This window comes from Candidatus Chloroploca sp. Khr17 (genome assembly GCF_004138165.1).
Taxonomy (GTDB): domain Bacteria; phylum Chloroflexota; class Chloroflexia; order Chloroflexales; family Chloroflexaceae; genus Chloroploca.
On the sequence record NZ_RYFF01000001.1, the window covers coordinates 199328 to 210823 of the forward strand.

Sequence of the window (11496 nt, forward strand, 5' to 3'; positions counted from 1 at the left end):
TTACCCCTCATCCCCAGACACAACCTTCGGCTTCACTTCCCCGCTCACCAGCGGGACGCGCAGTGAGAAGAGGAAGCCCACCAGGATGTGCTGTAGGTTGAGCAGCAGAAAAAGCCCCGAGAGCGTCAGGGCTTGTTCGGCGGTGTAGCCGTACGGGAGCAGGATGGCGATGAGGACGGCATCGCGGACGCCGACGCCTGCAATTGAGATGGGCAGGACTTGCAAGACGGCGACGAGGGCGGAAGCGCCGACGACGACGTAGAGGGGGACACGATCAAGACCCAGCGCGAGGAAGAGCAGCCAGAGCCGGATAAAGGTGAAGGTTGCTGAGATGAGGCTGGCGATGGTGACGGCGATGATTAGTTGTGGGCTCAGTGAGAGGTGCCGTAACTGGTCGTTCCACCGTTCGAGGCTGGCCGTGAAACGCGGTGCAATGCGCGGCAAGACGCTTGTCAAGACCCATTCGCGTGGTTTGCGGGCTAGCAGGAAGATCGTCAGGGTGACGAGCCCGAGGCCCATCAGGATGACGAGCGCCAGTTGCAGTTCGCGACTCGGCAGGAGTTGCCCTAGGGCAAAGATGCCGAGCGTGGCGAGCGCGGCCATGATCAGGAGGTCAAAGAGTCGGTCGAGCACGACGCTCAACATCGCCGGGGCGACGGGTTGTCCGCGTTCGCCGAGATAGACTGCCTTGAGCAAATCGCCCGCCTGCCCTGGCGTTGTTGCGCCGTAAAAGAGGCCGACGGTGTAGACCAGACATGCCTCGGAGAGTTTGAGCGTCAGCCCCATTTCGCGCAAGAGCCGTACCCATCGCCAAGATTTGATGATGACAAAGGGTGGCATCAGGGCAAGCGAAAGCAGAATCGGCCAGAGTTGCGCTTCACGGAGGGTCAACCAGAGCTTGCCAAGATCCGCGTTGATGAGAAAGATGATCAGCAGGGCTGGTCCCAGCAAGCGGAGGAGCAACGACAGGTTTTTTTTCATATGTGCGTGTGAAAGTCACCTTTCGTGACGTTGAAAGCGCAAGGCAGCAAGTTGTTCTGCTAACAGGCCAAAAAGAAAGATGATGATGCTGCCGACAAAGAGCAAAAGCGCTGAGTTGGGAATGTAGAGACCCCGCGCTGGTTCCAACAGAAACACATTCAGCAACCATGACAGCAGGCCAAGGCTAAACATGAGCACGGCCACCGGGAAGTAGACCCGCAAGGGGGCGAAGAGTGAGATGATGCGCAGGATGATGAGGCCAAAACGGATGCCGTTGCGCATGAGTTTTTGCCCGCTCTGGCCGCCGCCACGGCGTTTGCCTTCGATGGTGACGAAGCCAACGCCGTGTCCGCCTTTGAGCAAAGCGAGCGTACTCGTTGTCGGGTACGAGTAGCGATTGGGCAAGAGGTGGATGTATTCCATGATGATTTCGCGGCGCATCGCCCGATAGCCGCTGGTCAGGTCGCGCACTTCGGTCTCAACCAGGTAGCCGCCAAGCGCGTCAAGCGCCCGGTTGCCCAGTCGCCGCGGCAGGCTGTCGCCCTGCGTATCGCGGGTACGTGCACCGACGACCATGTCGTAGCCATCGGCAATGCCATCGAGGATCGCTGGGATGTAGCGCGGATCCATCTGGCCGTCGGCATCCATCAAGAGCACAACGTCGCCGGTGGCGCGCCGGATGCCTGTTTTCACTGCGGCGCCGTTGCCCCGATTGGCCGGGTGCCGCTCGACGCGTGCCCCCGCCGCCGCCGCCGCCGCGCCGGTTGCATCAGTGGAAGCATCGTCAACGACCAGGATTTCGGCGTCGGGCAACGCAGCGCGTACGCGCTCGATGACCGCTGCGATGCCATGCGCTTCGTTGTAGGCCGGCATGACGACCGTCACCGTAAAGGGGTAAGCTTGCCCCGTGCTATTCAAGACCTGCATCACTCACCTTCACACTCAGTCGGCGGGCATCGTAGCTCGTTGGGTTGACCTGGAGCGGAATAAAGGTCGGGGCCGCGAGTCGGAGCTCAAGCTCCTGCGCCCCAAGCAGTTCGGCGGGCACGGCCAGGCGATAGATACGCCATGCCCCGGCCTCGACCGGGATCGTCACCTCGGTGGTGCCAAGTTGCACGCGCAATGGCGTAACACCTTCGATGCCTCCAGCCATGCGCAGCCGTACGACATCACCCTCTTGCAACGGCTCAGGCAGCGGCAGGATAAGGCGTCCTTCGGCCTCAAGCCAGCGATAGGTCTGGGGCGGGCCTGTGTCGGTCGAAGGCAGGGTTTCGCCAAACGAAAAGCCCTCGAGATAGCCGATGTCGAGCCCGTTCCCCAGGCGCAGACTGCGCAAGGGGGCCGGTTCCAGCCATGTCAGCCCGAGTTTTTGCACATCTTCACCGGCACGTACTTCGGCATCCGTAAAGAGCTCCGCCGCCAGTTCCAGGTCGCCCCGCGCCCGCGCTAGCGCCGCACGGACAACGTCGCCGCGATGGGTGTGGCGCTCACTCAGCACGTCCCACCCTTGCTCGTAGTCGCCGAGCGCAAGATAGAGCCGTGCTAGCTCAAGCCGTCCATCGACAAAATTCGGGTCAGTTGCGATCATCTGCTCGTAGGCCGCAATCGCTGCTGTATAATCGCCGTCTGCCTGAGCACGCACCGCGACCGCCCGATGGCGTTCACGCTCGATCCCACGACTGATAATCTGCGGATAGTCGCGATAGCTCACCACGAGCACGAGAAAGCTCAGGCAGAGCAGGGCGCCCGCGCCAAACCAGGGGCTACGCAGGTAGGCGCGCGCTTCGGCACGGGCCGCCGGAGCATCACGCCCGAGCCGTGCGAGCCACAGGGTGAGCGTACCCAGGGCCGCTGCGCCATACAGCGCCATAAAGAGCCAGACCGGCAACAGGTAGCGCGGTTCAACGTGGATCAGCATGACGGTCAGACAGGAATAGGCGGCCCACCCCAGGGCGATCAAGCGAAAACCGCCTTCGTGCGGGCGACTCGTGACGGCAAAGAGGCTCGCCGCACAAAACGTCAACCAGATGAGGTCGCCGACCAGTCCAAGCACCGCCATTTCACGGACAGGACGCGAGAAGAAGCTGACCTTGACAAAAAAATCTTCAACAAACTGCGCCTTCCAGATATGGGTGAAATGGGGCCAGGCATTGCGCACCAGGCGCAGCGGATCATCGCGCAAGATCGCCCTGATCTCGGCGCTGGCAAAAGGCTGCCGTTCGCCCTGCTCCATACCGGCCAGGACGCTCTTGCCGCCATCAATGCGTTCGTCTTGCAACGAGAGCCACAGATTGATCGGCCCGGTCGTATCAATCATGATCATCTGCCCATAGGTCAGATAGTTGCGCACCGTCCAGGGGATGATCAGGCTCGCAAAGGGAATCAGCAGCGCCAGGGCGGTCACCGCCAACCGACTTGCCCAGAGACGCAGTGGACCTCCCTTGCCCCGCCAGCTTTCGACGGCAAGAAAGAGCAGGCTAAAGACAACACTGTAGAGCGCCGGTGAACGGGTCAGCGCACAATAGCCGAGTACCAATCCCGCGCCAACCAGCCAGAACCAGGCTCGCCGCGCACCTGCATGGTGAGCGTCGCGCCAGCGTACCAGCATCCAGCAGTGCATCGTCAGGGTAAAGAAAAAGAGCGGCTCGCTCTGGATCAGTGAGGGGAGTTCGACCAGCGGCCACCAGATCGTCAGGATGCCGGCAAAGATGAGCCCGGCTGGGCGGTGAAAAAGGCGGCGCGCCAGATCGTAGCCCAGGGGAATCAAGAGCAACGAGAAGCCAACGTGAACCACGCGAATCAGTTGCGTCGTCAGGGCCAGATCGCCCATCCAGAGCGACAGCTTCATAACGGCCGCAAAAAAGAAAATATGCCCCGGCGGGCGGATCAGCCATGAATTATCCAGGTACTCGCCGGTTGTCGCGAGGCGCAAGGCCCGCTGGTAATAGTCGCCGTCGTCTGAGGCCGAAAAGCGAGGATCGAGCGGGCTGAGATTGATAAACCAGATCCGCAAGGCCAACCCGATCAAGACCATCACGATCAAGGCGATCGTCACCGGTTCAATGCGAGGGAGCGTCAGACCACGCGCACGCGCTTGCTGGGTAGACCGGGGGTTCTCTGATGAAACTGTTGTCGACGAACGCTGCATATCTCTCCGCTCGACCAGACCTGTGAGGTCTAGCCTGTGTCGCGCATACCGAATGATGTACTGAAAGACCAAAAAGGGTAACAAAATATCAGAAAACTTATTTCACAGACTAATACGTAGTCTGTAACGTAAGCTTTCTGGCATAACCATTCGCCCTGGGAGCCATCATAACCGATAGAGACGATAGCGCTCGGTCTGTGCCATCAGGGCGGCTTCCGGGTTGTCTAAGGGCGGGCGACCCTGCGCGACATCCCAGAGCAAATAGGTTGCACCGGCGGCACGCGCCGCGTCAAGTTCTGCGGCAGTAATACCTGTCTGGCTTGCTTCTGTTGACGGCCATTCTATCACCTGATGCGCGATCGCCGAATACTTGGTCAACGGCAAACGCGCTGGCACATTGCCCGCCAGCAGCGCATCGGTAGGGACGTGAGCCTGCACCATCTGGATCGCCGCGATCTCATCGGCAGGCTGAAGATCCAGCACATAACGCACGCCAGCCCCATACCCTCCCCATAGTACCATACTCAGGAACAGCGCTGCACCAACAAGCAGACGCCCACTACCAACCACACGCCCGAACAACCATCCGGCGGCGACGGCATAGAGTGCGGTAAGCGGTAGAAAGAAGCGTGGCAAGAGAAAACCCGTGCTGACCGTGACGACGTAGAGCGCAATCAGCGTCAGGAGCCCACCAACTTTTTCCCCACCCTGAGGCGCATCAGGTGAGGCCGACCCACCAGTGATCCGGTTCCACACAGGGGCAAACAACTGCCAGAGGGTCCCCGCGACCAGGGCGAGCCAAACGAGCAGGCCGCTGAGCGCAAGCCAATTGGCGGGAAAGCCGAGCAGGCGCAACTGGATTGCACGACCAAACTCGCTCGTATCCTCGGCCCCACTGCCGAGATAGCCGACGATATTGTTGGCCCAGTTGCCAAAAAAGCGTGGTGGATCGCGCAGAATCAACTCGGCCAGCCCAATCTCATTCGGCGCTTCGTCCCAACGGCCCCAATCAATATTGCCATAGACGGCCAACCAGACATTCTTGGCCTGCTGATTGTAGAGCGGTTGGCCGGTCTGGATGGTGTTGATGATGATCTGAGGACTGATAGTAACGAGGAACGCGACGAGAAAAACGAGCAACCCACGGACGCGCCGAATTTGTTGGGGGTTGGTTAGGGCAACAATAGTCAGTAGCAGCAACCCCCACGGCAAGAGGATCAGCCCCGGATGGCGCATGAGAAAGGCGAGACCGCCCGCAATCCCCGCCAGCACAAGCAGCAACGTGGCCTGACGCGGTGAGCGCGACTCCTGCAGACCGGCGATCAGCGCCGCGACACAGAGCACGAAGCACGCGGCAAAAGGCATATCCGTACCCACATAGAGCCCATACTGCGCCACGGTGCCGCTGAGGGCGAGCATCATCAGGGCGACCAGGGCCGCCCCTGGCGCAAGCATACTTCGTGCAAGCCAGTAGGCACTCATCAACAGGATTGCCCCACTGACGGCGCTGATCAGGCGACCGGCAAGAAACGCATTGTCGAGCGTCAACGGCCTCACCAGCCAGAGCAGGAGCGGATAGCCCAGGTTGTAAAAACCATCGGCACGAAAAACCTGCTCAAGCGTCTCACGGGTCGCAAACGAACGAAAATCGTTTTCGACGCCGGGCCGCGAGAGCGTAACATGCTGTTGCGCAGCCAGCAGGGTTGCGCCTGCCCAGATAGCGATCATCAGCGCAGGGGCAGCGACCTTGAGCAGCCACGGCCAGCGCTCGACGAGCGTCGCGCCATCGCGGATCACCAACACCGCACCGAGCGCACCAATGATCACCAGCGGCAACTCGCGCAGAGCAAAGGGATAGAAAGGTGGTTGAAGACGGGTGAAGAAGAGCCAGAGCAGCCCGTAGCCAATGATGCCAACAGCGATAAGGCGGAAGCGGTGGTGCCACCAGCGCCCTGCGGTCGGCTGCGTCGTGGCAGAGCAGGGCCGCACCAATAAAACGAGCAGCGCCCCAACGATCGCACCGTAGAACATTTGCGCTGGATAGGGCGTAATTGGGGGCGGGCCAACCTCGTAGTGGGCCGTATCAACCAGCACCCCAACCTCGCGCCCATCGGGCAGGCGCGTCACGGGCGCACGCAACTCGACAAAAAAATCGGTTGCCTTGAGCAACCCGCCACTAACCGGAAGGGTCACCTCTTGCCAGGAAGCGTCGGCGAGGCGTTGCACTGGTTCACCGCCACCATTGAGCCAGAGTTCCAGCGGAACGTCGCGCCCCGGTGGGCCACGAAAGCGGATGGTCACCGTCGCTGGCAAACCAGCCTGAGGAAAGCGCAGTGCCGACGAGGCACGAGACCAGCGGGCCGCGCCACTGCTACCCTCAAGGTATGCTGGCGCATCAGGGGTATCGTTCACCCGTTGCGCCTCGTGGAAACCCTGGACATAGGCAGCATCAAAGCCACCCACATCAACCAGATGGCGAGCGGGAAACTGGCTCAACCCAGCGATCAGCACCGCACCAGCAAGCGCCGCGAGCAACACTGAACGCGCAACACAAAGCGACATCTCAGGGATTCGCATCAGGTATTGGCGCTGGTAGATCCACCTCGCGCACTTCCAGTTCACCTGTGGGCGCAGAAACAAGCGCCTGGCTAATCCAGCCCGTGCCATCCAGACTATTGATGGTCGAGCCCGACACACCATCGTCAGCGAGGCGGATCAAAAACCACTGACTATTGGCGGTGCGGGCAAGAAAAACGATCTCATCGCCAGTACTGACACGACCGATAGGCTGATTATCGGTATTCGGCACCGGACGCACATTTGCTTCTTGCAGCACCGTACCGGTCAGTTCCGTGGCAAGATCAGGGAGAGTCGTAGGGCCAAGCACCGGCTCAACTGTCGGCTGGGCAAGCGTCGTAGGCTGAGGCAGCACAAGCCCGCTGCCCCCAGCCGTGCTCTCGTCAGTTGTCGTGGTCGGCATAGGTGTGGGCAACGTAAACAGGGGCAACTCGGTTTCGCCAGGAATAAACCGCCCGAAGCGCTCCAACTCGGCGCGCAGCGAGGTCACAACACTGAAACTAAGAATCAGCGCAACAATCATCAGGCCGGCGACAACCGCCGTCTTAATCAATTCAAGGCCCTGGCCCCAGACACTGCGGCGTCCCAGTTCATCGAGCACACTCTGGGCTGTTTCGGCGACCGACTCACCCCAGGTAGTACGCCCCTGATCGGTACGCGCCACCCGACGCAACGCGATCATCGCCCGCATATCACTGACCTGCCCAAGCGCCTGCACAATGCTCCACCGCACATTGCTATTGGGATGCTGGAGAGCCTGGATCAGCGGGCCGGTGGTACGACCATCGCCAAGACGACCGGCGGCCTCGGCGGCGCGATAGACGGTCAGCCAGGACTTATTAGGGCCAAGGGCATCACAGATGGCGGGAACCGCAGCGGGCCCGAGGGCGACCAGATCATTGACAGCACTAGCGTGGCGCGGATGGCTCGTATCGCCGAGCGCCACAATGAGATCGGCAAGTTCTTCACGAGGCATGGTGGAGCGACCATCGTGCGCGGCACGTGGCTTGGCGCTGGTCGGCGCTGGTGAGCGGCGAGTCGTGCGCTCAGGGGGTTCCTTTGCAGCGGAAGCTTTTGGGGTTCGGTCAGGATCGCGCTGCACAGGCTTCTCTGTCGGCTCTTCACGCTCACTAGTCATAGTGAAGTTTTATCCTTTACCCAACATTCATAACGAGGAACGATAGCCGCGAGCAACTCGGCTGCGGCCTCATGTTTGGGACGACGCTCAAGCGCGACCATGCCGTGATGATCAATCAACGTCAAAGCGATCGTCTCCTGGCCAATGCTCGTCACCGCATCATTGGCAACAATGAGATCAAGGCGTTTGCGTTCAAGCTTGCTCTGGGCATTGCTCAAGAGGTCATCAGTCTCGGCGGCAAACCCAACCTTAAAGACGTGGTGTTGCTCGGCGAGACCAGCAAGCAGGTCAGGGTTGGTGACGAGATCAAGGTGCATCCCGGCTGTAGCGGGTTGCTTTTTGAGTTTATGCTCAGCTGCGACGGCGGGACGGAAATCAGCAACGGCAGCATTCATGATCAGGATATCAGCCTGGCCGATGGCCTCGTCGAGCGCGGCTTGCATTTCAAGAGCCGTTTCAACCTGGACAGTCGTGAGCGCGGCAGGGGCTGGCAGCGCCGTCGGGCCACTGATGAGCGTCACGGTTGCCCCGAGATCGCGTGCATGCATCGCGAGGGCATAGCCCATCTGTCCCGAAGCGCGATTCGCCAGGTAGCGTACCGGATCAATTGGCTCACGCGTGCCTCCAGCCGTAACAACCACGTGTCGGCCACGGAGGGGGCCAGTCTGTTGACCAAGGGTAGCACGAATGATGCCTTCGAGGGCATGCGGCTCAGGCAAACGGCCTTTACCGCTAACATGCTCGGCCATTCGCCCGACTTCAGGCTCAATCACATGTACCCCCCGCGCCCGCAGCGTCGCGAGATTCGCTTGGGTAGCTGGGTTGGCAAGCATCAACGGATTCATCGCGGGCGCAAGCAAAATGGGGGCAGTCGTTGCGAGCACCGTTGTGGTTAACAAATCATCACTCAAGCCAGCCGCAAGACGAGCAATCGTATGGGCCGTAGCCGGAGCAATCACAACCAGATCGGCCTGAGCACCGAGGGTAATATGGCCGATCACACCATCTTCAGGCAAGGCCCACATATCAGTCAACACAGGATGGCCGGTCAAGGCCTGAAACGTCACTGTACCAACAAAACGCTGTGCGGCGGGTGTCATGATGACATGGACATGAGCCCCGGCGAGGGTCAGATCACGGGCGAGTTGCACCACCTTGTAGGCTGCAATACTGCCACAGACCCCCAGGATAATATTTTTGTTTTGCAAGACATCCATCAAAGCGCCTCACATGGCATACCAATGCATTGTATCATCAAGCTGTTGCGACGTAAAGTTTCGGCTTTTCCTCTTGAAACAGGGCGCACACCGTAGTACAATACTCATTAACAGCATCTTTGAACAACATCGGTTTGGTTGTTCACCGTGCTGTCACACCACAATGGTGTGGTGTGTATTTTCAGGAAGTGACAAGCGATGATCGTCAATCGCAACCACAGCCCATTTTCCATACTCCTCTAATGTGTGATCGAGTCCCTGGGTACCATGGTATGGTACCGGGGGCTTTTCTGTTCGCACCCTGCGAACAGGCTGGAATTGTTCGCCCCCTTGAGTTAGGATGGAGGCCCCGATGGAACTGACAGTCAAAAGTCGCAGCGGCAAGATCACCGAGCGTCAGCACCGACACATCGAAGAGAAACTATCCAAGCTGGGACGCTATATGGGCGCGATTACGAGCGCCACGGTTGAAGTTCATACTGAACAACACCGCAATGCCGGCGAAGTCAGTCGGGTGCAGGTAACACTCGTCGGTGAGCACGGGGTTATCCTGCGGGCCGAAGAAGAGGCGAGTGATCTCTACACCGCCGTAGACAAGGTTCAACAAGTACTGCAACGTCAGATCAAACGGTATAAAGAGAAGTACTGGAGGCGTGAGCGGACACGTCAACCCAGTGTCTTTCCCTCCGAACTTGAGGCTGACATTCTGGTGGCTGAACTCGATACCGATCAAGACGATGCTCCGCCGCAACACGAAGTCATTCGCACGAAACAACTCACGCTTCGTCCGATGTTTACGGACGACGCGATTGAACAAATGGAGCTGCTGGGCCACAATTTCTTTGTCTTCCACGACGCCGATTCGCAGCGACTGAGTGTGCTCTATCGTCGGCGTGATGGCAACTATGGGATGATCGTACCTGATCCTGTCTAAGCTTCAGGTGACTAAAGATGACAAAACGGCCAGCTCTGCTGGCCGTTTTGTCATCTTTAGTCTAGCTACGCGACAGCGACAATCAAGGCCATAAAGGCGCAAAAACCAAGGACGAGAATGATCACCTGGGCATAACCAAGCACCAACCCAACCACAGCAAGCCCGTCGCCACCAATGCGCCCGCCCGATTGACGGATCTCGCTGCGGCCTAGGTGCCCAAAGATGATCGCGGCAATCGAGCCAATCACCGGCAAGATGATCCAACTGATCACCCCCAGGATGACGCTGATCACGGCTAGCTGACTATTAGGAATGACCGCAGGTGCATAGCCACCAGAAACCTGGGGTTGATATGGTGCAGGTGGCTGTTGTTGATATGGGTATGGATCAGGCTGCGTCGGCTGGTATGGCGTTGTTATCGGGGTGACCCGCGAAGGCTGATCCATCTGCTGTTGTTGTTGGCTCAACTGTGCGCCACAGTTATAACAAAAGCGCTGGCCCTCGGCACTTTCTGCTCCACACTGTGAACAAATCATCGCATTCTCCAGGGTGTGCTAGGCAAGGTTTCTAGGGATTATACGCTACGCTGGGGGGAACAGTTGCACAAGAAGTCTGGTAGGGCTACGCCCTCAAACTGAGCTTCGTTCGCTGGAAAAAAGCCAGCCTCGCTGCCTTTTTTCCAGCGAACGAAGGTTCCCCTACGCATTGACGAGGGTCCGCGCCAACAAGCCAATATCGGCGGCGGTCACAAGGGCTTCGCCGACGAGAACGGCATCAACCCCGTAGCTCTGCACTTGGCGAACATGTTCGGGGGTGAAGATGCCGCTTTCACTAACCAGGAGCGGACGCTCAGGGCCTTCAGGCAAGTGCTGAGCCAGGTTTTCTGTTGTGCCCAGGTCAGTGACAAAGGTGTGCAGGTTTCGGTTGTTGACCCCGATCACCTTTGCTCCGACGGCCAACGCTCGCTTGAGTTCTTGTTCGGTGTGAACTTCAACCAGGGCCGTCATGCCAAGGATGGCCGTCAGGGCGTGGAGTTCAAGCAGCATGGCATCGTCGAGCGCCCCGGCGATCAAGAGCAATGCATCGGCCCCATATGCGCGTGCCTCGTAGATCTGATAGGGGTCAATGATGAAGTCTTTGCGCAAGAGCGGCGGGATGCCAGGGAGTTTGCGAATACCCTGAAGGAATTGCAGGCTCCCTTGAAAAAACCGCCTATCGGTTAGCACCGAAATTGCGGCAGCGCCGGCATCGCGGTAGATCTGCGCCAGCGCAAGGTGATCAAAGGGTTCAAGCAAGACACCCCGGCTGGGCGAGGCTTTTTTAACCTCGGCGATCAAGGCCGTCCCATGGGCACGACGCAGCGCCAGGGCAAAGTCGCGGGGTTTCGGTGCGCGCGCAATGCGTGCGCTCAGTGCGGTCATCGATACTTTGGCCTGCTGGCGGGCCACCTCGACTGCTTTGTGCGCCAGGATCGTATCTAGAATCGTCTCTTGGGCCATAC

Annotated in this window: 9 protein-coding genes; 1 reads left to right on the top strand and 8 read right to left on the bottom strand. The window is 59.3% G+C overall.

Annotation, left to right across the window (positions count from 1 at the left end):
• From EKD05_RS00830 to coaBC, 6 genes are all read right to left on the bottom strand, one after another.
• Entirely contained in the window at positions 1–981 is a 981-nt protein-coding gene (locus EKD05_RS00830) for a lysylphosphatidylglycerol synthase transmembrane domain-containing protein (protein ID WP_129670402.1), read from the bottom strand.
• Between the two features lie 15 nt (positions 982–996).
• Positions 997–1908: a glycosyltransferase family 2 protein gene (locus tag EKD05_RS00835; protein ID WP_129670403.1), complete on the bottom strand. Its 912-nt coding sequence runs from the start codon at positions 1906–1908 to the stop codon at positions 997–999.
• The gene (locus EKD05_RS00840; protein WP_240695565.1) at positions 1892–4129 is read right to left on the bottom strand and encodes a tetratricopeptide repeat protein; all 2238 of its coding nucleotides are present in this window, start codon (positions 4127–4129) and stop codon (positions 1892–1894) included. Before EKD05_RS00840 ends, EKD05_RS00835 begins: the two co-directional genes overlap by 17 nt.
• 165 nt (positions 4130–4294) lie before the next feature.
• Positions 4295–6691, bottom strand: a complete 2397-nt coding sequence (locus EKD05_RS00845) for a glycosyltransferase family 39 protein (RefSeq protein ID WP_165360521.1) — start codon at positions 6689–6691, stop codon at positions 4295–4297.
• Position 6692: 1 nt separating this feature from the next.
• Positions 6693–7844 (bottom strand): HEAT repeat domain-containing protein, encoded by a 1152-nt coding sequence (locus EKD05_RS00850; RefSeq protein WP_129670405.1) that lies wholly within the window; start codon positions 7842–7844, stop codon positions 6693–6695.
• Positions 7841–9061: a bifunctional phosphopantothenoylcysteine decarboxylase/phosphopantothenate--cysteine ligase CoaBC gene (gene coaBC / locus EKD05_RS00855; RefSeq protein ID WP_129670406.1), complete on the bottom strand. Its 1221-nt coding sequence runs from the start codon at positions 9059–9061 to the stop codon at positions 7841–7843. Before coaBC ends, EKD05_RS00850 begins: the two co-directional genes overlap by 4 nt.
• 352 nt (positions 9062–9413) lie before the next feature.
• Between coaBC and hpf the strand changes: the two genes are divergently transcribed.
• Positions 9414–9995, top strand: a complete 582-nt coding sequence (gene hpf, locus EKD05_RS00860) for a ribosome hibernation-promoting factor, HPF/YfiA family (RefSeq protein ID WP_129670407.1) — start codon at positions 9414–9416, stop codon at positions 9993–9995.
• Positions 9996–10060: 65 nt separating this feature from the next.
• Here the strand turns inward: hpf and EKD05_RS00865 are convergent, their stop codons facing one another.
• Both EKD05_RS00865 and trpC read right to left on the bottom strand, forming a co-directional pair.
• The gene (locus EKD05_RS00865; protein ID WP_129670408.1) at positions 10061–10531 is read right to left on the bottom strand and encodes a DUF4190 domain-containing protein; all 471 of its coding nucleotides are present in this window, start codon (positions 10529–10531) and stop codon (positions 10061–10063) included.
• Between the two features lie 162 nt (positions 10532–10693).
• Positions 10694–11494 carry an indole-3-glycerol phosphate synthase TrpC gene (trpC, locus tag EKD05_RS00870; protein WP_129670409.1) on the bottom strand — a complete coding sequence of 267 codons (801 nt, stop codon included), beginning with the start codon at positions 11492–11494 and terminating at the stop codon, positions 10694–10696.
• Positions 11495–11496: the final 2 nt, after the last annotated feature.

What these genes read in the sequence shown, in the direction of transcription:
- EKD05_RS00830 (WP_129670402.1), bottom strand. Translation starts at nt 981, where the DNA reads ATGAAAAAAAACCTGTCGTTGCTCCTCCGCTTGCTGGGACCAGCCCTG.
- EKD05_RS00835 (WP_129670403.1), bottom strand. Translation starts at nt 1,908, where the DNA reads ATGCAGGTCTTGAATAGCACGGGGCAAGCTTACCCCTTTACGGTGACG.
- EKD05_RS00840 (WP_240695565.1), bottom strand. Translation starts at nt 4,129, where the DNA reads ATGCAGCGTTCGTCGACAACAGTTTCATCAGAGAACCCCCGGTCTACC.
- EKD05_RS00845 (WP_165360521.1), bottom strand. Translation starts at nt 6,691, where the DNA reads ATGTCGCTTTGTGTTGCGCGTTCAGTGTTGCTCGCGGCGCTTGCTGGT.
- EKD05_RS00850 (WP_129670405.1), bottom strand. Translation starts at nt 7,844, where the DNA reads ATGACTAGTGAGCGTGAAGAGCCGACAGAGAAGCCTGTGCAGCGCGAT.
- coaBC (WP_129670406.1), bottom strand. Translation starts at nt 9,061, where the DNA reads ATGGATGTCTTGCAAAACAAAAATATTATCCTGGGGGTCTGTGGCAGT.
- hpf (WP_129670407.1), top strand. Translation starts at nt 9,414, where the DNA reads ATGGAACTGACAGTCAAAAGTCGCAGCGGCAAGATCACCGAGCGTCAG.
- EKD05_RS00865 (WP_129670408.1), bottom strand. Translation starts at nt 10,531, where the DNA reads ATGATTTGTTCACAGTGTGGAGCAGAAAGTGCCGAGGGCCAGCGCTTT.
- trpC (WP_129670409.1), bottom strand. Translation starts at nt 11,494, where the DNA reads ATGGCCCAAGAGACGATTCTAGATACGATCCTGGCGCACAAAGCAGTC.